This is a genomic window from Pseudothioclava nitratireducens (assembly GCF_029210495.1).
GTDB lineage: Bacteria > Pseudomonadota > Alphaproteobacteria > Rhodobacterales > Rhodobacteraceae > Pseudothioclava > Pseudothioclava nitratireducens.
The window spans coordinates 206,439-228,839 of sequence record NZ_JARGDK010000004.1 but is presented as its reverse complement, the minus strand read 5'-3'; the positions used below and the strand labels follow the sequence as shown (position 1 = coordinate 228,839).

The window sequence follows — 22,401 nt, the reverse complement described above, 5'->3', positions numbered from 1 at the left end:
CCTAGGGCGCGTTGCGTGCAAATGAAAGACCATCGCGCGCGCTCAATTCAGTGTGAGCCTTGCGCGATAGGTATTCAAGCCGCGCCCCAGATCCGCAAGACCCACAAAAGCGCGACACCGGCGGCGACGCCCGCAAGCCCCAGCAATCGGCGTTGCTCGGGCCGCATCGCGCGCAACAGGTCCAGCGCCTCCTCGATACGCGAAGGGGCCAGCGCAAGCGCCAGCCCCTCGATCACAAGCACCAGTGCAAGCCCGGTCAGAACCCAGCTCATTGAGCCGTGTCGCCGATGCTTTGCAGGAAGCGGTTATAGTCGAAATAGACGCTGTCGGGCTGCGTCACCAGCGACGAACTGTTCGGCTTCATGCTCTCTGCGTAGAACTGGAGCGCACGGGTAAAGGCGAAGAACCCGGCATCGCGGTTATAGGCTTCGGCATAAATCCGGTTCGCTTCGGCATCGGCCTCACCGCGAATGATCTCGGCCTGCTTGCGCGCCTCCGAGGTGAGTTCCACCACGGTCCGGTCTGCGGTAGCCCGCACGCGCTGTGCCGCCTCGCCGCCGCGCGCCCGCTCATCCGCCGCCTCGCGTTCCCGCTCTGCCCGCATCCGGGCATAGGTCGCGGCCAGGTTCTGGTCGGGCAGGTCGGTGCGGGTCAGACGCACGTCGATCACGTCGATGCCAAGGCTTGCCGCCTCACGCTTGGCCAGATCGCGGATCTGGTTCATCAGCGGTGTCCGGTCGGCCGAGAGCACCGAGGTCGAAGGCACGGAACCCAGAACCTCGCGGATGGCCGCATTGATGATGCTGTCGAGACGCGACTTCGCCGTCGCCTCGCCGCCAACGCCCACCGCCTCGCGGAAGTTCACCAGATCGACGATCCGCCAGCGCGCGAAGGCATCGACCACCAGACGACGATCGTCGAGCGGCGTCACTTCGAGCGGGCGGGTCGGCAGGCTCAGGATGCGGTCATCATAGCGCACGACCTCCTGAATGAAGGGGACCTTGAAGCCCAGCCCCGGCTCGGTCTTGATCTGCTTGACCTGACCGAATTGCAGCACCAGCGCCTTTTCGCGCTCGTCCACCACGAAGATCGACGAAAGCGCCAGCGCCCCCGCGATCACGGCCACAGGCAGAAGGAAGGTAATCTTGGACATCAGTTCGCCCCCTCGGTCGTCGTGGTCGGTCTGCGCAGCTGGTCGAGCGGCAGGTAGGGCACAACACCCGAGCCACCGCTGCTTTGGTCGACGATCACCTTGTCCACCCCGGCAAGCACCTTCTCCATGGTTTCGAGGAACATCCGGCGTTTGGTCACGTCGGGTGCCTTGATGTATTCCGCATAGACAGAGTTGAAGCGTGCCGCTTCACCCTCGGCGGTATTGACGGTTTCCGCGCGATAGGCTTCAGCCTGTTCACGCAGCTGCGCCGCTTCACCGCGCGCGCCCGCGGTCACGCGGTTCGCATAGGCATCGGCCTCTTTCTCGAGCCGGTCACGCTCTTGTTGCGCGGCCTGCACTTCGCGGAAGCTGTCGATCACTTCGCGCGGCGGGTCGGCACGGTTGAAGTTCACCCGAACCACGTTGATGCCCGCATCATAGCTGTCGAGCGTGGCTTGCACGCCCGCGCGCAGGTCTGCCGCGATCACGCCGCGGTCGCGGTTGAGGATCGGTGCAAGGTTCGAGCGCGCGATGATGTCGCGCATCGCGGATTCTGCCACGGCGCGGATCGTTTCCTCGGGGTCGGCGAGGTTAAAGAGATATTTCGCCGGGTCGTTGATGTTCCAGACCACCTGGAATTCCACATCGACGATGTTCTGGTCACCCGTCAGCATCAGCCCGGTATCCATATCGCCGCCGCGCCCGGTGCCGATATCGGTCACCTGTTCGCGCGTCACCTGCACCTTTTCGAAGGTCACGACCGGCCAGGGCGCGAAGTTGAGGCCCGGATTGCCGGTGGCCGAATACTGGCCAAACATCAGCTCGACCGAGCGTTCCTCGGGCTTCACGGTGTAGAAGGAATTGAACGCCCAGAAGCCCGCCGCGGCGAGCGCGATCAGCCCGATCGCGCCAAAGCCCGAGATGCCGGGGCCGCCGCTGCCGCCCGGCCCGCGCGCGCCGCCACCGCCAGAGCCACGCCCGCCCATCAGGACGCGCAGCTGCTCGGAGCCTTTCTTCATGAACTCTTCGATCTCGGGGATCGGGTTGCCCTCATTCGGGCGACGCTGACCGGGGCGGCGGTCGTCATCGCGCCGATCATCATCTCCACCGCCACCTGTTCCCCAGGGACCACCGTTGCTCATCCTGTCCTCACCTTTCAGTCAATCTATTTAGCGACTTGGGGGCGCGCTCGGGAAATTCAAGCGTGCCGCACCGGGTTTCCCATCGTTACCAGTTCCTCGGCCATGGTCGGGTGCACCGCCACGGTCGCGTCGAACTGCGCCTTGGTGGCGCCCATCTTCATGGCGATGGCGACCATCTGGATCATCTCGCCCGCATCGGGGCCGACGATATGGCAGCCGACCACGCGCTGGCTGTCCTTGTCCACCACGAGCTTCATCAGCACACGGTCATCCTTGCCCGCAAACAGTGTCTTCATCGGGCGGAACGTGGAAACGTAGACCTCGACAGGGCCATTTTCGCGCGCCGCGTCCTCGGTGAGACCACAGGTCCCGAACTCGGGCTGGGTGAACACCGCCGAGGCGACCAATTCATGATCGACCTTGCGGGGCTTCGCACCAAAGACCGTATCGGCAAAGGCGTGACCTTCGCGGATCGCAACCGGGGTCAGCTGAATCCGGTCGGTGACATCACCCACCGCATAGATCGAGGGAATGTTGGTCTGCGACCATTCGTCCACCACGACTTCGCCGCGCGGGCCAAGCTTCACGCCCGCCGCCTCCAGGCCCAGCCCCTCGGTGTTCGGCACGCGACCGGTCGCGTAGATCACCTGATCGAAGCGGTCGACCTCGCCGCGCGAGCAGGTGACGACGCGCTGATCGCCCTCGGCTTCGATCTTCTGCACGATCACGCCGGTATGGATCACGATACCGCGCGCCTCCATCTGGGCGACGATCAGATCGCGCGCCTCGGCGTCGAATTCGCGCAGAAGCGGTGAGCGGTTGTATTGCACCACCTCGACGCCGAGCCCGTGCAGGATGCAGGCGAATTCGCAGGCGATATAGCCGCCGCCCACGATCAGAACGCGCTTGGGCAGGGCGTCGAGCTTGAAGATGTCATTCGAGGTGATGACCAGATCGCTGCCGTCGAACTCTGGCACGAAGGGCCGCCCGCCGACCGCCACGAGGATATGCTTGGCGCTAATCATCGAGCCATCCGCAAGGCGCACCTCATGCGGGCCCGCGACGGTCGCGCGCTGATCGAACACCATCACGCCCGCATTTTTCTGGCCCTGACGGTAGATCGCCTCCAGCCGGTCAAGCTCTGCATCGAGCTTCGCGCGGAAGGCGGTCCAGTCGAACCCGCCCGCTTCGGCGCTCCAGCCATAAGCGCGGGCCTCTTCGACCGCTTCCGGGTAGCCCGAGGCATAGACCATCAGTTTTTTCGGCACGCAGCCGCGGATCACACAGGTGCCGCCCATGCGGTATTCCTCGGCCAGCGCGACCCGCGCGCCATGCTCCGCAGCCGCGATCCGTGCCGCGCGCACGCCGCCCGATCCGCCGCCGATCACAAACAGGTCGAAGTCAAAACTCATCGTGCACTGGGCCCCTTGGTCAATGTCTCTCTGCCCCCTCAGATAGGGGCGGCGGGCGTCTTTGACACCCCCGGCGCGTGCGGGCGGTCCGTCTTAGTCGAGGTCGGCGAAAATATTGCTCTCGTCCGCGAAGTCGATCTTGTCATGGGCGACCGTGCCCTCGTTGATGTCGCGGATCTCGACCTTGCCGTCTGCGCCGCCGATGATGACCATGTCGCAAATGTCGATGAAGAGCCCGTTCTCGACCACGCCCGGGATCTGGTTCAGCACAAGGCTGAGTTGGCGGGCATTGCCGATCCGGTTCAGATGGCAGTCCACGATGTAGTTCCCCTCATCGGTGACGAAAGGCTGCGAGCCGTTCAGCCGCAGCGAGGTGCTGCGGCCGAGCACATCCATCGACACCAGCATCTCTTCGATCAGCGCGCGGCTGGTCTGCCAGCCGAAGGGCACCACCTCGACCGGAAGCGGGAAGGCGCCAAGCTGGGCAACCTCCTTGGCGGCATCGGTGATGACGATCATCTGATCCGAGGCGGTCGCAACGATCTTTTCTTGCAGCAGCGCGCCGCCGCCGCCCTTGATCAGGTTCAGTTCGGGGTCGAATTCGTCCGCGCCATCGATCGTCAGATCGAGCCACTTCGCCTCGTCGAGGCTCACGACCTTGATCCCCATCTGCCGCGCAAGATCGGCGGTGCGGGTGCTGGTCGGCACGCCGGTGATCCGCAGCCCTTCCTCGCGCACCATCTCGCCAAGGCAGCGCACCATCCATGCGGCGGTCGAACCGGTCCCAAGCCCCACGCGCATCCCGTCCTCGACGAAGTCGACGGCGCGGCGGGCGGCGGCGAATTTCGCCTTGTCGATGGGGGAGAGTTCGGCGGCCATGGGTGTCTCCTGTGCAACTGTCGCCCCGGTTATAGGCAATCCGCCGCGCGCGTGCGAGGCCGAATCGAACCTTGTCCAAGGGTGGGCGCGTTTTTTGCGCGCCCGACCTGCCGCGCGGGCTGTCACGCCTCTGACCCGAGAATGCGTGCCGAGGAGTGGCGTTTGGCGATGCGCCGCATCTGGCCGGGCGGCACGATAGCGCGGGCAGGTGCAAGCGGGGCGGGGAGCGCGCCCAGCAGCGCATCGAGATCGCGCGCCTGCGTGCGTTCCATCGCGGCAAGCGCCTGTGGCCCCGGCAGCAGGCTTTCGGCGCGGGCGCCTTCGGCAAAGATGATTTCATGGCGGTCGAACATCAGATGCAGCCACAGCACCCGCGGGCGCGGTGCCAGCGTGACCCCTGGCAGCCCGACCAGCGCCTTGGCGGGGGTCAGGATTTCCTCTCCGCGGTAGGGCCCCGCCTGAGGACGGATTACCAGACGATGTTGCCCCGACACCTCCAGATGGCGGTCATTGCCCAGAACCCCGGCCGCGATCCGCACCGGGGCATTCGCGCCGCGCCCGTTGACGCGCCAGCGCCCGATCCATTGCAGCTCCCGATAGCCGTTATCGGAACTGAGCACCGCATCGCCCAGTCGTAGCCGCTCCACCGGAACCGGGCCGCGCCGGGTGGCGATCAGCGTGCCTTCGGCAAAGCACACGGCCATCGCGGAATAGGCGACGGTCGGGTCCTGACTGTCGATTGCGATGATGTCATAGCTCTGCCCTGCAAAGAGCCGCTCCGACGAGGCGATGCCGATCACATCGCCGTTGAATTCGAGCGAATAGATCAGGATGTTGTCCGCCGGATCAAGCGATCCCGCAGGCCGGATAATATAGCTGTATTCGGTTTCTACCGAAGTCCCGGCAGGCCAGCTTTGGCCGTTGAACGTCTCTGACGTCGCCAGGTTCTGCCCGGAATCCCCGTCGTGAAAATTCGCCTCGTCATCGGAAATGTCCAGCGTGACGAAAGAAGCCGAGGGCGAGATCGTGAACGAACTCACCCCGACCGCGTCGCTATTGGCAGTCGCGTTCGATGAAAACGGGTCCGGCCCGGATACGACAATATCCGAGAGCTGCCAGCCCGCGAAACTGTAAACGGCCATCGCGCCCTTGTCCTGCGAAACCTCGGGGGGCAGTCTGCGCGCAAAGTGGTGAAAATCTCGCTAACCGTTCTGGCCGGGTCGGTTTGACGCGCAAGATGTCGCTTTCAATCCGCGCCGCGTGCAAAGCCGTGGCAATCTGGCCCAAAGGGAGCCCGTGCATGTTTCTGAGCGTCTTCGACATTTTCAAGATCGGCGTTGGCCCGTCCTCGTCGCATACGATGGGGCCTATGGTGGCCGGCGCGCGCTTTCTCGAGCGGCTGCGCGGCTCGCCGTTCGGCGCGCATGGGCTGCGCGCGCGGCTGCACGGCTCGCTCGCTTTTACCGGCAAGGGCCATGCGACCGACCGGGCGGTGATCCTTGGCCTTGCGGGCTTTACGCCCGAAACCTATGCCCATGACGCGGCCGAAACCGTGCTCGAGATGAACCGCACGACCCGACGCCTGACCCCGCCCGGCCTTGGTGAGATGCAGTTCGATCCCGAGGCGCATCTGGTCTTTGATTTTGGCCCGCCGCTGCCGGGGCACGCGAATGGCATGGTGCTCGAAGCGCTCGACCCGCAGGGCGACGTGCTCTTGCAAGAGATCTACTACTCCATCGGCGGGGGCTTTGTGCTGAGCGCCGGGGAAATGGGGGCGATCGACGATCACGCGCGCAACGACCCGTCGCCGGTGCCGTTCCCGTTCCGCTCGGCGGCCGAGATGCTGCAAATGGCCCATGCCTCGGGCCTGAGCATCGCCCAGATGAAACACCGCAACGAATCGCGCTTCCGAACCGCCGCCGAGATCGAGACAGGACTCGAGCGGATCTGGACGGTCATGAACGATTGCATCGGACGTGGTCTGGCGAATGAGGGCATTCTGCCGGGCGGCCTCAAGGTGCGCCGCCGGGCCCGCGCGATCCACGAGAAATTGCTCGCCGAACGCGGCATGAACATGACCGCCCCCCATGTCATCAACGACTGGATCTCGACCTATGCGATGGCGGTGAACGAGGAAAACGCGGCCGGCGGGCAGGTGGTGACGGCGCCCACCAATGGCGCGGCGGGGGTGCTGCCAGCCGTGCTACGCTACTGGCTCGACCATGTGCCGGGCGCGACCCGCGCGCGGGTGCCGGAATTCCTGCTGACCGCTGCCGCGATCGGCGGCCTGATCAAGCATAATGCCTCGATCTCGGGGGCGGAATGTGGCTGTCAGGCCGAGGTCGGCTCAGCAGCCGCGATGGCCGCGGCTGGCCTCGCCGCCGTGCTGGGGGGCACGCCCGAGCAGATCGAGAACGCCGCCGAGATCGCGCTGGAACATCACCTCGGCATGACCTGTGACCCGGTGAAGGGGCTGGTGCAGGTCCCCTGTATCGAGCGCAACGGTCTGGGGGCGATTAAGGCGATCTCGGCGGCCTCGCTCTCGATGCGCGGCGACGGGACGCATTTCGTCCCCCTCGACGCCGCCATCGAGACCATGCGCCAAACGGGCCGGGACATGCATGACCATTACAAGGAAACCAGCCTCGGCGGTCTTGCGGTCAACGTGCCGAATTGCTGAAAGCATCGCAGGGGGCGCCGCCCCCTCTGGCGCTTTGCGCCATTCACCCCGGGGATATTTGACGCGATTGGAAGCGGAGAATGCTTGCTCTCCAATCGCTCGAAATATCCCGGGGGAGGCCGCAGGCCGGGGGCAGAGCCCCCATCATTGGAGGATCAGAGGGCGCGCCAGCCGATATCGCGGCGGCAGAAGCCTTCGGGCCAGTCGATCTGGTCCACCATCGCATAGGCGCGCGCTTGCGCTTCCTTCAGCGTTGCGCCGCGGGCGGTCACGTTGAGCACGCGCCCGCCGGTGGCCACGATCTGCCCGTCCTGAAGCGCGGTGCCTGCATGGAAGACCATATGCGCGCTGTCCTCGGGCAGGGTGTCGAGCCCTTGGATCGGCGTGCCTTTCTGGTAGCTGCCGGGGTAGCCCTTGGCGGCCATGACGACGGTCATCGCGTGATCATCCGCCCAGGTCACCGACATCTCATTGAGCCGCCCTTCGGCGCAGGCCAGCAAGAGGTCCAGCGCCTGCGCGCCGAGCCGCAGCATCAGTACCTGACATTCCGGGTCGCCGAAGCGCACGTTGTATTCCACCAGCCGCGCGCGCCCGTTCTCGATCATCAGCCCGGCATAGAGCACACCTTGGAACGGGGTGCCGCGTCGCGCCATCTCGTCGATGGTGGGTTGCACGATCTCGTGCATCGCCTGCGCTTCGATCTCGGGGCTGAGCACCGGTGCGGGCGAATAGGCGCCCATGCCGCCGGTATTGGGGCCGGTATCGCCATCGCCCACGCGCTTGTGGTCTTGCGCGCCGCCCACGGCCAGCACGTTCTTGCCGTCCGAAAGCACGAAGAGCGAGGCTTCTTCGCCCGCCATGAATTCCTCGATCACGACTTCCGCGCCCGCCGCGCCGAAGGCGCCGCCGAAAATCTCTTCGAGCCCCAGCAGTGCCTCTTCGAGGGTCATCGCAACGATCACGCCCTTGCCGGCGGCCAGACCATCGGCCTTGACCACGATCGGTGCGCCTTGCGCGAGCACATAGTCCTTGGCCTCTTCGAGATCGTCGAAGCGCGCGTAGCCCGCCGTCGGGGCGTTGCACGCATCGCAGATTTCTTTGGTGAAGGCTTTGGAGGCCTCGAGCCGGGCGGCCTCGGCGGAGGGGCCGAAGGTCAGGATGCCCGCGCCGCGCAGCGCATCCGCCACACCTGCCGCCAGCGGCGCCTCGGGGCCGATCACCACGAAATCGATGGCATTCTCTTCGACGCAGGCCAGAACCGCCGCCGCGTCACAAGGGTCGATGGCCGCGCAATCCGCGATTTGCGCGATCCCGGCATTGCCCGGCGCCACGATCAGGCGGTCGCATTTCGGGTTCTGCTTGATCGCCCATGCCAGCGCGTGTTCACGCCCGCCGCTGCCCAGCACCAGAATGTTCATGCCTACCCCCTTGGCCATCGCTTTGCGGCCTTCTAAGGTCTGGGAACCTGACAGGCAAGGCAAAGCGATGGACCTTCTCGAAGACAGCCCCGGCGACAACGCCCATGATTACACGGTCTCGGAAATCTCGGGCGCGGTGAAACGCGTGATCGAGGGTGAGTTCGGCCGTGTCCGCGTGCGTGGCGAGGTGGGGCGGGTCTCGCGGCCCAGTTCGGGACACATGTATTTCGACCTCAAGGACGACCGCGCGGTCATTGCCGCCGTGTCGTGGAAGGGGCAGGTCTCGAAGATGCAGGTCCGCCCCGAGGAGGGGATGGAGGTGATCGCGACCGGCAAGCTCACGACCTTTCCGGGCCAATCGAAATATCAGCTGATCGTGGATAGCGTCGAACCTGCGGGGGCGGGCGCGCTGATGGCGATGCTCGAGGCGCGCAAGAAGATGCTCGCCGCCGAGGGTCTCTTCGATCCGGCGCGCAAGCAGCCGATCCCGTGGTTGCCGGACGTCATCGGGGTGGTGACCTCACCATCGGGTGCGGTGATCCGCGACATCCTGCACCGCCTGCGCGACCGCTTCCCGCGCCGCGTGCTGATCTGGCCGGTGGCGGTGCAGGGGCAGGCCTGCGCCCCCGAGGTCGCTAACGCGATCCGTGGCTTCAACGCCCTGCCCGAGGGCGGCCCGATCCCGCGCCCGGACCTTTTGATCGTCGCGCGGGGCGGCGGCTCTATCGAGGACCTCTGGGGCTTCAATGAGGAGATCGTCGCGCGCGCGGCCGCCGAAAGCCGGATTCCGTTGATTTCGGCGGTGGGACACGAAACCGACACGACGCTGATCGACTTTGTGTCGGACCGCCGGGCGCCCACGCCGACCGCCGCCGCTGAAATGGCCGTCCCGGTGCGCGCGGACCTGCTCGCATGGCTCTCCGAGGCCGAGCTGCGCGCGGCCCGCGCCACCCGGACGCGCCTCGACCAGCGCCGACAGCGCCATGCGGATTTGTCCCGCGCGCTGGGCCGCCCGGAAACGCTCCTGCAACCCGCGCGGCAGCGGTTCGATCTGTGGTCGGACCGGCTTGCGCCGGCGCTGCGTGCCGTAACGGGGCGCAAACGCGAGGCCTTCGCCCCGCTCTCGGCGCTTATGGGGCCGCGCATCCTGACCGGGTTCATGGCGGGGGAACATAAACGCCTGACCGATCTCGCCGGACGCCTCGGACCCGCGCTGCTGCGGGCCCGGACCGACGCCCAACGCCAGAATGCGCAGGGGCGCGACCGGCTTGCCGGGCTGTCGGATCGCTTGGATCATGCGCCGCGCCAACGGCTCAAGGCGCTTGAAGACAGGCTCGACCGGCTCGACCGGATGCGGCAGACCTTGGGCTATACCGAGACACTCAAGCGCGGCTATGCGGTGGTGCGCGGCGCCGAGGCGCTGGTGACCTCGGCCGAGGTCGCGGCAGGCCAAGCCGCGCTCGAAATTCAGTTCCACGACGGCCGCGTCGCGGTGCGTCCAGAGTCCGCCCCAGCCGCGCCCCCGTCTGCCGCGCCAGCCAGCGCGGCTCCGAGCGCCACCCCGAATACGAAGCCACGCAAGAAGACGCCGCCCCCAGAACAGGGCAGCCTCTTTTAGCATTCATCAAACCCGAGATGCTCCGGGGTGAAGGGGCCACAAGACCCAGAGGGGCAGCGCCCCTCGCGCTCTCAGACGCCGACCTCTGGTCCCTGACAGGCCAGCGGCTCGGGCGACTCGGTCAGTGAGACCAGCGGCGCCTGATCGGTGCGCCCCTCAAAACGCGCGATCAGCCCGTCCGGCGTGTCGAAAAAGGTCCAGCACTGCAACCCGTTCTCGTCCTCGTAATCGAAGCAGATCAGCTCCTCGGCCTGAAACCAAGTGCCTTCCTTGCACTCCCCCTCGGCAAAGGCCCACAGCACCCGCCGCCCCGGCAGATATTGCTCCACGCCATAGGGCAGACCGGCCGAGGAATAGGTGATGGTGCGCCCGACGGTGCGCGCATCGAACGCCTCGGCGCTCAGCGGCGGCCCGGTGTCTGGGGCGGGCGGCGGGGCCTCCTGTGCGAGGGCTGGCAGGGCGGCAAGGGCGATCAGCGCGACACTGGCGCGGGACAGCAGGGTCATCATGGCCGCAGATTGCCACGCCAGTTCCGTGCGCGAAACCCACCTTCGTGTGATCAGCTGCGGCTTGTCGCGGGGACGGGCGTCTGCCGCGCCGCGATCATCGCCGCCACCCGCTTGTCCATCACCCGTCGCCAGATCGGCGGGATCAGCGCAAGCACCGCCATCGCGGGCAGCGACTGCGGCAGGACGGGCCGGTCGGCCACACTCAGATCGCCCAGTTGCAGCGCCGGATAGGGGCGGCCGGGATGGGCGTGATGGTCCGAATGGCGCGGGGCATTGAGCATCCAGAGCGCGCTGACCGGATGCGGCGCGTCCCAGCTATGCTGAGGTCCGACAGGCTCGAACTTGTCGATATCTGTCTGACGGCGGCGCAGGCCGTAATGCTGCACGTAATCCGACAGCAAAAGCTGCAATTGCGCATAGGCACAGAGCAGCAGGTAACCGACAAGGCCGCCAAAGCCAAAGAGCGCCCAGACCAGCAGAACAAAGCCCACCCCGCCGAGCAGATAATCGGCATAGGGGCGCTGGGCGCGCAGCCAAAGCCGGGCGCGCTCCAGCGGGGCTTCGGCCTCGGCGGCGGCCTGAATCTGCTTCTGGCGCAGGTTGCGCTCCATTTCGTAGCCCGAAACGAAAGAGCCGATCCAGGCGCGCGGGGCGAAAGCCCAGAACCCTTCGCCCAGCTCCGCCGAATTCGGATCGCCCGGCGTTGCGACGAAACGGTGATGCACATGGCGATGCGCCGAGGTGTGATGCCCGAACAGCAAAGATGTGTAGACCCATTTGCCCAGCAGAAACATCTTGCGATCCGAGCGGTGGATCATTTCATGGGCGTTGGAATTCGAGACCTGCCCGAAGAACAGCCCCAACCCAAGGAACACCATCACCCAACTGCCGAGGCCAAGCCCGGTGCCGCCTGAAAGCGCCCATATGCCGGTGAACAGCAGCACGAAATGCGCGCCCGCCAGCACTTGAGAAAGCAGATTGGCGGCCGGGAATTCGGACCCTTCGGGCGCATCCGGCGCGGCGCGGCGCAAGATCACGTCGAAGAAAAAGATGAACAGCGTGATCCAGACCAGCCCGATTGCCGCCGCCACGCCGCCGAAGAGCGCACCGAGCAACAGGAAGGGCAGGGGCGACAGCACCACGAGCGCGAAGGTGTCCACCTCGGGGATCTCACGCGGGAGCGTTAGAACCGAGCGGATCGGCTCGGGGACGAAGGCGGTCCAGCGTGGGGCGGGACGAGGCCATGGCTGGAACCGCGCGGCCTTGCCGGTGGGGCGGGGCGGAATCTCTGTGGATGGTGCATCGGCGCGCGGATGGCGCGCGCGGGTCCGCGCCTCGCCGGTCTCCGGCACCTCCTGCATGGCCATGAGCGCGGCAATCGCTTCGTCCGGCGTGCGCACCGGTTCCGTGTCTGCCCGGTCCTCGGCTGGCGGTTCCCCCGCCGGGGCGTTGACGGTCTGCGCGCGGTCCTGCGAACCGCCAGGGCGCGTGCCACGCGCGGGCTTCTCGGTCTTGCGCAGCCGCAAGCGCAGGCGGCGCGCAGGCGTGGTCTCGGGCGTCTTGTCGGGGGGCGGGGCCTCTGGCTCCATGGGGGGCAGGCCGGGGAGCTTTGCCGCCCCTTTGGGCTTGCCCTCTGCGGCCGCCTTGACCTTGTCGGTATCTATCGCTCGAAACATGACACACCTCACTGCGTGCGGCGTAGCATAGAAGGGAATTTAACGAAAACAGGGCCAAGCCTTGCAGTCGCGACAATTTTTCGCTGTTGTGGCGCGATGATCGACCTGCTTTCCCTCTCGCCCGTCGCGCTTGTGTTTCTCTGCATGGCCATGGTGTTCGCGCTCTGGCAGGGGGTGATCTATGCCGATGCCCCGGCCAGCGCGGCCAAGTCGGCGGTCAAGACCGCCTCGGTCGCCTTGCTGGCGCTGACGGCGCTGGCTGCGGGAGGGCCGCTCTGGCTGGTGGCAGGGCTGGCGCTCGGAGCGTTGGGGGATTGGTGCCTGTCCCGTCCGACCGAACGCGCCTTTCTGGCGGGGATGGGGGCGTTTGCGCTGGGCCATCTGGTCTATGTCGCGGGCCTGATCCCCTTGGGAAGTTTTCCGCCGCCGCTGGTGCCGGCGCTGGCGTTGCTGGTGCTGGGGGCCTCGACGGAAATCTCGCTCGCGCCACGAACGGGCGCTTTGCGCTGGCCGGTGCGGGGCTATGTCGTCATAATCCTGATGATGGCGCTTGCGGCGCTGGCCCTGCCCGCGCGGCATGGGTTGCTGATCCTCGGTGCGATGGCGTTTCTGACCTCCGATCTGCTGCTCTCGATCGAGATGTTCTGCCTTGCGGACGGAGCGCTGCGCCGCGCGCTCAAATATCTGCTCTGGGCGCTCTATTGGGGCGGGCAGGCGCTGATCCTGCTCGGCGGGCTGGCGGCGATGGGCGGATAGCCCTTCCATCGTGCGCCGCGATTGATTAGGTGAGGGGAAACCACGAAGGGCCCGCCATGTCGTTTTTCAAAAAGCTGAAATCCCGGCTTACCCGGTCTTCCTCGAAGCTCGAGGAGGGTCTGGATGCGATCGTGGCCGAGGCGCCTGCCGAAGACGATGTCGCGGAAACGCTGCCCGAGCCGGAACCTGAGGTTACGTCTGCGCCAGAGCCGGCCCCGGAACCGACCCCGGAACCGGAGCCTGAGCCGATCCCCGCGCCCGAGCCGGAACCGATCCCGGCACCTGCGCCGGACCTGACGCCCGAGCCGGAACCCGTGCCGGAGCCGGAACCCGCGCCAGTGGCGCCGCCCGCGCCGATGCCGAAGCCCGATCTCACCCCGCCGCTCTCGGAGCCTACGGTCGAGCCGGTGAAAAAGCCGGGGCTTCTGGGCCGTCTGATGGGCAAGAGCGCCGCCCCCGCCGCGCCGCGCCGGGTACTCGACGACGAGATGCTCGAAAGCCTCGAAGAGCTGCTGATCGCGTCTGACATGGGCGTCGATACCGCGCTCCGGGTGTCGGCCAACCTCGCCGAAGGGCGCATGGGGCGCAAACTTTCGGTGCCGGAACTCAAATCGCTGCTTGCCACCGAAATCGCCCGCATCATGGAGCCGGTGGCAAAGCCGATGCCGCTGTATCCCAAGAAACCGCAGGTGGTGCTGGTCGTGGGCGTGAACGGCTCGGGCAAGACCACGACGATCGGCAAGCTCGCCTCGCAGTTCAAGGCGGCGGGCAAGACCGTGGTGATTGCGGCGGGCGACACGTTCCGCGCCGCCGCCGTCGAACAGCTTCAGGTCTGGGGGACGCGCGCGGGCGTGCCGGTGCTGACCGCGCCCGAAGGCTCCGACCCGGCCTCGCTGGCCTTCGACGCCATGACCCGCGCCGAGGCAGATGGCGCCGATCTTCTGATGATCGACACCGCCGGGCGGCTGCAAAACCGCGCGGACCTGATGGAGGAACTTGCGAAAATCGTCCGCGTGATCCGCAAGAAAGACCCGAGCGCGCCGCATAATACCCTTCTGGTGCTCGACGCGACCACCGGGCAGAACGCGCTCAGCCAGGTCGAGATTTTCCGCAAGATATCTGACGTGTCGGGGCTTGTTATGACCAAGCTCGACGGCACCGCCAAGGGCGGCGTTCTGGTTGCGCTGGCGGACAAGTTCGGCTTGCCGATCCATGCCATCGGCGTGGGCGAGCAGATCGACGATCTGGCGCCCTTCGATCCCGAGGACTTCGCAAAGGCTCTGGTCGGAGCCGGGGACTGATCCATGCTGCGTATCATCGACTACACCCGTCCGCCCGAGGGCGGCTTTCCGTTCGCCACGCCTGCCGATCCGTCCGGCGTCATCGCGCTGCACGACTTCGTGCGCGAGTTCAGCCTCAACCCCGATGAACTGTTCGAGGATTGGGGTGAGGATTGCGCGCTGCATGCGCATCTGCTCTTGCTGGACGGAGACAAGCTGGTCGGCTCTGGCATGATCGTCGTCGATCCCGAAAGCGGCGATATGATCGCGCGGATCGTGCAGCTTGCGCTTCGGCCCGGCTACCGGTCGGATTTCGTGATCGAGAGTTTCGAGGACACGCTGGTCGAGATCGGCGCTCTGGACCCGAGCTACGGGCCGGTGGCGACAAGCTCGGGGCGGCTGATCCCGCTGGGATGGATCGGTGAGGACGAGCCGATCCTGTGTTGACGTGCGGCGCGCGGTAGGAGTAGGCGGATGAGCGGCTATCTGACGGCGCTGGAAGGCACGGAGGCGGGGCATCAGGTCGCGCTTGGCCTCGCGCTGCTGGCGGCCTTCCTGCATGCGCTCTTTGGCGCGCTGCAAAAGGGGCGGCACGATCCGTGGCTCTCGCGTGCGGCCATTGATGCGAGCTACGGGATCATCGCGATGCCCTTCGCACTGTTCGTGGTGCCGTGGCCCGAGCCGCATATGTGGCCGATCTTCGCGGGCGCTTTCGTGATCCACGTGCTCTACAAGCTGGCGCAGGCGATGACCTATACGCGCGGGGCTTATACGGTGGTCTATCCGGTGGTGCGCGGCACGGGGCCGTTGTTCGCGGTCATTGGCGCGGGGCTGATCTTCAACGAGCATTTCACTGTCGGCCAATGGGCTGGTGTGGCGGTGCTGCTGGCAGGGATTTACGGCCTTGCGCTCTACAACCTGCGCACGGTGACCGTGGCGCGCGACACGATGGTCCCGGCGCTGGGCTTTGCGGTGCTGACCGGGCTCTTCGTCGCCGCCTACACGACCTATGATGCCTATGGCATCCGGGCGACCGCCGACCCGTTCACCTTCCTCGCATGGTTCTTCTTCATCGACGGCATTTTCATGCCGCTGGTGACCTTCCGGCGCTGGCGCGCTTTGCCGAGTTCGGAATTCGTCCCGCTTCTGCGGCGCGGTGTCATCGGTGCGTTCGTGGCCTATTTCTCCTTTGGCTCGATCATGCTCGCCACGCGGCTCGACAATGTCGGTGAGGCGGCGGTCCTGCGCGAAACCTCGACCGTTTTCGCCGCGCTGATCGGTTGGCTCGTGCTGGGCGAAAAGGTCGGGCCGCGCCGCACGGCGCTGATGGCATTGATCGCGGCTGGCGCCGTGATCGTGGAAATGGCAGGGTAGGGACATGACAGACGATCACAAGAAACCGCATCTCATGCCGACCGCCCCCGAGAGCCATATGCCCGGCGGCGAAGGCCCGGCCACGATCTCCAAAGGGCTCAAATTCGCCCTCGATTTCGGCCCGCTCATCATCTTCTTCGCCGCCTTCATGCTGCTCAAGGATGGCACCTATACCATCCTCGGGCGCGACTATTCCGGCTTTGTCGTGGCCACCGCGCTCTTCATCCCGCTGATCGCGGTCTCGACGCTGATCCTGTGGCGGCTGACCGGACGCCTTGCGCCGATGCAGATCGCGACGCTGGTCCTTGTCACGGTGTTTGGCGGGCTGTCGGTCTGGCTGAACGATCCGCGCTTCTTCAAGATGAAGCCCACGCTGATCTACCTGCTCTTCGCGGCGCTTCTGGGCTTTGGCCTGTGGCGCGGCAAGCCTTGGTTGCAACTGGTGATGGATGAAGCCCTGCCGATGACGCATGAGGGCTGGATGATCCTGACCAAGCGGCTCGTGCTGATGTTCCTTGGCCTCGCGGTCGCCAATGAGTTGGTCTGGCGCACCATGTCGGATCAGGCCTGGGTGAACTTCAAGACCTTCGGCCTCACCGCGCTACTGATCGCGTTCTTCATGACGCAATCGGGGCTGATCGCCCGCTACGGCGCCGACAAGGACGGCGAGGACAAGGGTGACAAGGGCGGCCTTTGAAACGCTGATCGAGGCAGGGCCGATCCGGGTGCTGTTCGCGCCCGGCACAGGTTCCGATCTGGTGATCTCGTTCTCCTCCATCGGGCGGCGCCGGGCCGAGATGCCACCGCCCGAACTCGTGGGCTCCGCGATTGGGGCAGCCGGACGGCCCGCGCTGTTTGTCTCTGACATCTCCCGCAGCTGGGGCAATGCGCCCGAGTTTCCGGAGGCCCTGCAAGCCGCCATGGCCGAGATCCACAAACGCCAGCCCGTCGAATGCGTGACCGCGATCGGCTTTTCGATGGGCGCCTTTTGTGCGCTGGCCGCCGGTCGCATCCTCGACCTGCACGCGATCGTTGCGATCTCGGCGCAATATTCGATTCTGCGGCGCCATATCGGCCCCGAGACCCGCTGGCGCTATTGGACGAAGCGGGTGCCGCGCCCGCTGGCCTTCCCGGTCGCCCCCTTGCCGCGCGCGGGGCAGGGGCCGCAGGTGACGCTTCTCCACGGTCTGCGCGACGACCTCGCCCATGCCCGCGCTTTTGCGACACCCGCAGGTGTGGACCATTTCCTGTTTCCCGCGCAAAGCCACTCTGATCTGGGTCAGCACCTCAAGGCCAGCGGCCAGCTTGGCCCCCTGATCGAAGCTGCGATCACCCGCGACCGCCGGGCGCTTTCCCGCGCGATGCGCCGCGCGGGCGGTGACTTTCGCGCCCGTATCCTGCCACCCGACGCCAGCCTTGCCAGCACTGAGGGCACATATTCCCAGCCTTGAATTCGGCAGCGAAATTGTCCCGATTCAGGCGAGACAGGTTGACGCACCCCATGCCGGGCGCTAGGGCCGGGCGCGACCCATTCAAGAGGACGATCCGATGTCGAAGGATTGGAACAAGCGCACCAAACTCGTTCACGAAGGCATCCGCCGCTCGCAATACGGCGAGCTGGCCGAGGCGCTCTTCCTGACGCAGGGCTTTATCTACCCCTCCGCCGAGGCCGCCGAAGCCCGCTTCGTCGAGACCGGCCCGGATGAGTTCATCTATGCCCGCTACGGCAACCCGACCACGCGTATGTTCGAAGATCGCATGGCCGCGATCGAGGGCACCGAGGACGCTTTCGCCTGTGCCTCGGGCATGGCCGCGATCAACGGCGCGTTGAGCTGCCTCGTGAAATCGGGCGACCACATCGTCGCCGCGCGCCAGATGTTCGGCTCCTGCCTGCATGTGCTCAAGATCCTCGGCGGTTTCGGGGTCGAGGTGACGCTGATCGACGGCACCGATCTGGACGCGTGGCGCGCCGCGATGCGCCCCAATACCAAGGTCTGCTTCTTCGAGAGCGTCTCGAACCCCGGCCTTGAAGTCATCGACATGAAGAGCGTCTCCGACATCGCCCATGCGGGCGGTGCGCTGGTTGTGGTGGATAATGCCTTCGCCTCGCCGATCTTCTCGCGGGCGGTGGAACTGGGCGTGGACATTGTCTGCTACTCGACGACCAAGCATATCGACGGCGGCGGGCGGGTGCTCGGCGGCGTGGTGTGCGGCAGCCGCGCGTATATCCGCGGGCCGCTGGAGATGTTCGTGAAGCATACCGGTGGCGCGATGAGCCCGTTCCACGCATGGGTGATGCTCAACGGGCTGCAAACGCTCGACCTTCGGGTGCGCGCGCAAGCGGCGAATGCGGCGACGGTGGCCTCGGCCGTGGCGGGGCATCCCAAGCTCGCCAGGACGATCTATCCGGGCCTGATGGATCACCCGCAGCACGCGCTGGCCATCGAGCAGATGGGCGCGGGCGGCACCATGGTCGCCTTCGACCTGAAGGGCGGCAAGGAGGCGGCCTTCCGCTTCCTCAACGCGCTCCGGATCGTGTCGATCTCGAACAACCTCGGCGACGCGAAATCCATTGCCACCCACCCGGCGACGACGACGCATAAGAACCTCTCGCAGGAGGAGCGCGCCCTGATCGGGATTACCGACGGGATGGTGCGGATGTCGCTCGGGATCGAAGACGGCGCCGACCTCGTCGCGGACGTGCGTGCGGCGCTCGACGCGGCCTGATCCGGACGCAAGGTCGCAGGCTGGAAAAACAGCGTCGCTTTCCCTTGGACATTTTTCGCGCGCGACACATATGTCTTGGACGCGGTGAGAGCGGAGGGAGAGCGATGAACCGTATCGACAAGATTGATGCGCCCGATCTGGCGGAAGCCAAGGATGCGCTTGAAACGTTGCGCGCCTGGGCCGAGACCGCGGACCCGGTGGAAATCGCGGCGCTCGACCCGGCGATTGCGCGCCTGCTTCCGGGGCGCGCTGTCGGGAACTATCCCGATCTGAAACGCGAATACGATCCGGCTTTCTCCGTCGATCCGGCCTACAAGGCCTCGCTGCCCGATCTGCAAAACGGCCCCGCCTCGCTGATCGTGGGTGCCAAAACCCGGATCGAGCATGTCGGTATCTCGAATTTCCGCCTCCCGATCCGCTACCGGCTGAAAGACGGCGGCGAGATCACGCTCGAAACCTCGGTCACCGGCACGGTGAGCCTTGAGGCCGAGAAAAAGGGCATCAACATGAGCCGCATCATGCGCAGCTTCTACGCCCATGCCGAGAGGGATTTCTCCTCCGAGGTGATGCGCCACGCGGTCGATGACTACAAGGATCACCTCGAGAGCTTCGACGCCCGCCTTCAGATGCGCTTTTCCTTCCCGATGCGTGTTGCGTCGCTGCGCTCGGGCCTCTCGGGCTGGCAATATTACGATATCGCGCTCGAACAGGTGGATGTCAGCGGCGAGCGCAAGAAGATCACCCATCTCGACTACGTTTACTCCTCGACCTGCCCGTGCTCGCTCGAACTGTCCGAGCACGCGCGCCAGACGCGGAGCCAGTTGGCGACCCCTCATTCGCAACGCTCGGTCGCGCGGATTTCGGTGGTGTCGGATTGCGATGGCCAATGTCTGTGGTTCGAGGACCTGATCGAGATTGCCCGCCGCGCGGTGCCGACCGAAACGCAGGTCATGGTCAAACGTGAGGACGAGCAGGCCTTCGCCGAACTGAACGCCGCCAACCCGATCTTCGTCGAAGACGCGGTGCGCGCTTTCGCGGCCGGGCTACTGGCCGATCCGCGCGTGGGCGACTTCCGCGTGGTCGCAAGCCATCAGGAAAGCCTGCACAGCCACGACGCGGTGGCGGTTCTCACCGAGGGCGAGACCTTCGCCTCCGCCAGCCTCGACCCGCGGCTTTTCGCGTCCCTCATCCATCACGGCTGAACGGGGCAGGGGGCTGTCCGCCCCCTCTTTGCCTTCGGCAAATTCACCCCCGAGGATATTTGAAGCGATTGGAAAGCCTGTCGCTTTCACCAAGCCGGAAATGGTCCGGGGATGAGTGGGCGTGCGCGCAGAGGGGCAGCACCGCCTTTTGCGCCGGGCTTTGCGAAGTGGCGCGAACAATACGGAAACATTGGCCTTGGCCTTGTCGGTCTGCGCGGTTAGATTGGCGGGATGGACCTGTTGGATGAAGACGACGATTTCGAGGGGATGAGTCTCTCGGCGCGCGCGATGATGGGCGCGCGGGGGGGTGAGCCTTACCTCGAAGGGCTGAACCCTGCGCAGCGCGCAGCGGTCGAGGCGCTGGACGGGCCGGTTTTGATGCTGGCGGGGGCCGGCACCGGCAAGACAAAGGCGCTGACCTGCCGGATCGCGCATCTGATCCGCACCGGACGCGCACGCCCCAACGAGATCCTCGCCGTGACCTTCACCAACAAGGCCGCACGCGAGATGAAGCAGCGGGTGGGTAGCCTTTTGGGCGGCGCGATCGAGGGGATGCCGTGGCTCGGCACCTTTCACTCGGTCTGCGTGAAGCTCCTGCGCCGCCATGCGGAACTGGTGGGCCTCAAGTCGAACTTCACCATTCTCGATACGGACGATCAGATCCGGCTGCTCAAGCAGGTGATTATCGCGGCCAATATGGATGAAAAGCGCTGGCCCGCGCGGCAATTGGCCGGGGTCATCGACGGCTGGAAGAACCGCGCGCTGACGCCCGACCGGGTGCGCGGCACCGAGACCGCAGCCTTCAACAATCGCGGGTCAGAGCTTTACGCCGCCTATCAGGAGCGTCTGCGCACGCTCAACGCGGTCGATTTCGGTGACCTGCTGTTGCATATGGTCACGATTTTTCAGGCCCATCCGGATGTTCTGCAACAGTATCAGCGCTGGTTCCGGTATATCCTCGTGGACGAGTATCAGGACACCAACGTCGCGCAATATCTCTGGCTGCGGCTGCTCGCGCAGACCCACAAGAATATCTGTTGTGTGGGCGATGACGACCAGTCGATCTATGGCTGGCGTGGCGCCGAGGTTGGCAACATCCTGCGCTTCGAAAAGGATTTTCCGGGCGCCGAGGTGATCCGGCTCGAACAGAATTACCGCTCGACCGAGCATATCCTCGCCGCCGCCTCGCGGGTCATCGCCGAGAATTCCGACCGCTTGGGCAAGACCCTGTGGACCGAGGCCAAGGGCGGCGAGAAGGTTCGGCTGATCGGCCATTGGGATGGCGAGGAAGAGGCGCGCTGGATCGGGGAAGAGATCGAGGCTCTGCAACGGGGCACGCGCGGGCTGCACCCGTTCGGGCTCAACGATCAGGCCATCCTCGTGCGCGCTTCGCATCAGATGCGCGCCTTCGAGGATCGCTTCCTGACCATCGGGCTGCCCTATCGCGTGATCGGTGGCCCGCGCTTCTATGAGCGGCTCGAGATCCGCGATGCGATGGCCTATTTCCGGCTGGCGGTGTCGCCCGATGACGATCTGGCCTTTGAGCGGATCGTGAACACGCCCCGACGCGGGCTGGGCGACAAGGCCATTCAGGTGATCCAGCGCCGCGCGCGGGAGAGCGATCTGTCCCTTGTGATGGGCGCGAAGGCGGTCGTCGCCGAGGGGCTGATCGGTGGCAAGGGGCTGGGGCAGCTGCGCGCGTTGACCGAGATGCTGGGCCGCTGGCACGCCGAGGTGCTGGACGGGGCCGATCACATCCGTCTGGCCGAGACGATCCTCGAAGAGTCGGGCTACACGGAGATGTGGCTGAACGACGAGACGCCCGAAGCGCCGGGGCGGCTTGAAAACCTCAAGGAACTCGTGAAGGCGCTGGAGCAATTCGAGAACCTGCAAGGCTTCCTCGAGCACGTCGCGCTGATCATGGACAATGACAGCGAGGAGGCCGAGGAGAAGGTCACGATCATGACGCTCCACGCAGCCAAGGGTCTGGAATTTCCGGCCGTGTTCCTGCCGGGCTGGGAGGATGGGCTGTTCCCGAGCCAGCGCGCGATGGACGAGACCGGGCAGAAGGGCCTCGAGGAGGAACGCCGTCTGGCCTATGTCGGCATCACCCGTGCCGAGGAACTGTGCACGATTTCCTTTGCGGGCAACCGTCGGGTCTATGGGCAGTGGCAGTCGCAATTGCCCTCACGCTTCATTGATGAGCTGCCCGCGAAACATGTGGATGTGCTGACCCAGCCGGGACTTTATGGCGGCGGCTACGGGGCGGCGGCGCGGACCGGGTTCGACTCCTCGGCCATCGAGGCGCGGGCGACGCGGGCCGATGTCTATAACTCGCCGGGTTGGAAGCGCCTGCAAGAGCGAGGCACGAGCGCAGGCGCGCGTCCGCGCGGTGGCCAGATCATCGACGCCGAGATCCCGGCTTTCGAGATTGGCGCACGGGTGTTCCACAAGAAATTCGGCTATGGCGAGGTCATGGATGCCGAGGGCGACACGCTGGTGGTAGAGTTCGACAAGGCGGGCTCCAAGCATGTGAAGGCCGGCTTCATCGTGCCCGCCGATCAGGCCGGGTGAC

At 65.8% G+C, this 22,401-nt stretch carries 20 protein-coding genes; 11 read left to right on the top strand and 9 right to left on the bottom strand.

The features are described 5' to 3' along the window. Window positions 1-74 precede the first annotated feature (74 nt). The 6 genes from P0X85_RS06705 to P0X85_RS06680 all read right to left on the bottom strand — a co-directional run bounded on the left by P0X85_RS06705 (window position 75) and on the right by P0X85_RS06680 (window position 5,728). Entirely contained in the window at window positions 75-272 is a 198-nt protein-coding gene (locus P0X85_RS06705; protein ID WP_275810447.1) for a DUF2065 domain-containing protein, read from the bottom strand. Then, on the bottom strand, window positions 269-1,153 hold the full coding sequence (hflC, locus tag P0X85_RS06700; protein ID WP_275810444.1) for a protease modulator HflC: 885 nt from the start codon (window positions 1,151-1,153) through the stop codon (window positions 269-271). Before hflC ends, P0X85_RS06705 begins: the two co-directional genes overlap by 4 nt. Further along, entirely contained in the window at window positions 1,153-2,295 is a 1,143-nt protein-coding gene (hflK, locus tag P0X85_RS06695) for an FtsH protease activity modulator HflK (protein ID WP_275810441.1), read from the bottom strand. Before hflK ends, hflC begins: the two co-directional genes overlap by 1 nt. A 56-nt stretch (window positions 2,296-2,351) precedes the next feature. Then, window positions 2,352-3,707 (bottom strand): glutathione-disulfide reductase, encoded by a 1,356-nt coding sequence (gor, locus tag P0X85_RS06690; protein WP_275810438.1) that lies wholly within the window; start codon window positions 3,705-3,707, stop codon window positions 2,352-2,354. 93 nt (window positions 3,708-3,800) lie between these two features. Continuing rightward, entirely contained in the window at window positions 3,801-4,586 is a 786-nt protein-coding gene (rpiA, locus tag P0X85_RS06685) for a ribose-5-phosphate isomerase RpiA (protein ID WP_275810435.1), read from the bottom strand. Window positions 4,587-4,708: 122 nt separating this feature from the next. Continuing rightward, window positions 4,709-5,728 carry a Hint domain-containing protein gene (locus tag P0X85_RS06680; protein ID WP_275810432.1) on the bottom strand — a complete coding sequence of 340 codons (1,020 nt, stop codon included), beginning with the start codon at window positions 5,726-5,728 and terminating at the stop codon, window positions 4,709-4,711. A gap of 158 nt (window positions 5,729-5,886) precedes the next feature. Between P0X85_RS06680 and P0X85_RS06675 the strand changes: the two genes are divergently transcribed. After that, window positions 5,887-7,266 carry an L-serine ammonia-lyase gene (locus P0X85_RS06675; RefSeq protein WP_275810429.1) on the top strand — a complete coding sequence of 460 codons (1,380 nt, stop codon included), beginning with the start codon at window positions 5,887-5,889 and terminating at the stop codon, window positions 7,264-7,266. 155 nt (window positions 7,267-7,421) lie between these two features. Here P0X85_RS06675 and purD read toward each other — a convergent pair whose 3' ends face one another. Beyond that, on the bottom strand, window positions 7,422-8,684 hold the full coding sequence (purD, locus tag P0X85_RS06670; protein WP_275810426.1) for a phosphoribosylamine--glycine ligase: 1,263 nt from the start codon (window positions 8,682-8,684) through the stop codon (window positions 7,422-7,424). Between the two features lie 67 nt (window positions 8,685-8,751). Here purD and xseA point away from each other — a divergent pair, with 67 nt between their 5' ends. Then, on the top strand, window positions 8,752-10,302 hold the full coding sequence (gene xseA, locus P0X85_RS06665; protein ID WP_275810422.1) for an exodeoxyribonuclease VII large subunit: 1,551 nt from the start codon (window positions 8,752-8,754) through the stop codon (window positions 10,300-10,302). Window positions 10,303-10,373: 71 nt separating this feature from the next. Here xseA and P0X85_RS06660 read toward each other — a convergent pair whose 3' ends face one another. Together P0X85_RS06660 and P0X85_RS06655 are read right to left on the bottom strand one after the other, a co-directional pair. Then, window positions 10,374-10,808, bottom strand: a complete 435-nt coding sequence (locus tag P0X85_RS06660) for a hypothetical protein (protein WP_275810419.1) — start codon at window positions 10,806-10,808, stop codon at window positions 10,374-10,376. Window positions 10,809-10,861: 53 nt separating this feature from the next. After that, entirely contained in the window at window positions 10,862-12,487 is a 1,626-nt protein-coding gene (locus P0X85_RS06655; protein WP_338030517.1) for an alkane 1-monooxygenase, read from the bottom strand. Between the two features lie 96 nt (window positions 12,488-12,583). Here P0X85_RS06655 and P0X85_RS06650 point away from each other — a divergent pair, with 96 nt between their 5' ends. From P0X85_RS06650 to P0X85_RS06610, 9 genes are all read left to right on the top strand, one after another. Continuing rightward, window positions 12,584-13,243, top strand: a complete 660-nt coding sequence (locus P0X85_RS06650; protein WP_275810416.1) for a lysoplasmalogenase — start codon at window positions 12,584-12,586, stop codon at window positions 13,241-13,243. A gap of 56 nt (window positions 13,244-13,299) precedes the next feature. Then, window positions 13,300-14,544, top strand: a complete 1,245-nt coding sequence (ftsY, locus tag P0X85_RS06645) for a signal recognition particle-docking protein FtsY (RefSeq protein ID WP_275810413.1) — start codon at window positions 13,300-13,302, stop codon at window positions 14,542-14,544. 3 nt (window positions 14,545-14,547) lie between these two features. After that, complete coding sequence (locus tag P0X85_RS06640) at window positions 14,548-14,970, top strand: hypothetical protein (RefSeq protein ID WP_275810410.1); 423 nt, start codon at window positions 14,548-14,550, stop codon at window positions 14,968-14,970. A gap of 27 nt (window positions 14,971-14,997) precedes the next feature. Continuing rightward, entirely contained in the window at window positions 14,998-15,897 is a 900-nt protein-coding gene (locus P0X85_RS06635) for an EamA family transporter (RefSeq protein WP_275810407.1), read from the top strand. Window positions 15,898-15,955: 58 nt separating this feature from the next. Then, entirely contained in the window at window positions 15,956-16,594 is a 639-nt protein-coding gene (locus P0X85_RS06630) for an inner membrane-spanning protein YciB (protein ID WP_275810664.1), read from the top strand. Further along, a complete protein-coding gene (locus P0X85_RS06625) occupies window positions 16,575-17,348 on the top strand; it encodes a hypothetical protein (protein ID WP_275810404.1) in 774 nt (257 codons plus the stop codon). The genes P0X85_RS06630 and P0X85_RS06625 overlap by 20 nt, the downstream gene beginning before the upstream one ends. 97 nt (window positions 17,349-17,445) lie before the next feature. Further along, the gene (metZ, locus tag P0X85_RS06620; protein WP_275810401.1) at window positions 17,446-18,624 is read left to right on the top strand and encodes an O-succinylhomoserine sulfhydrylase; all 1,179 of its coding nucleotides are present in this window, start codon (window positions 17,446-17,448) and stop codon (window positions 18,622-18,624) included. A gap of 104 nt (window positions 18,625-18,728) precedes the next feature. After that, the gene (gene folE2 / locus P0X85_RS06615) at window positions 18,729-19,826 is read left to right on the top strand and encodes a GTP cyclohydrolase FolE2 (protein WP_275810398.1); all 1,098 of its coding nucleotides are present in this window, start codon (window positions 18,729-18,731) and stop codon (window positions 19,824-19,826) included. 231 nt (window positions 19,827-20,057) lie between these two features. Continuing rightward, a complete protein-coding gene (locus tag P0X85_RS06610) occupies window positions 20,058-22,400 on the top strand; it encodes an ATP-dependent helicase (protein WP_420851795.1) in 2,343 nt (780 codons plus the stop codon). Window position 22,401: the final 1 nt, after the last annotated feature.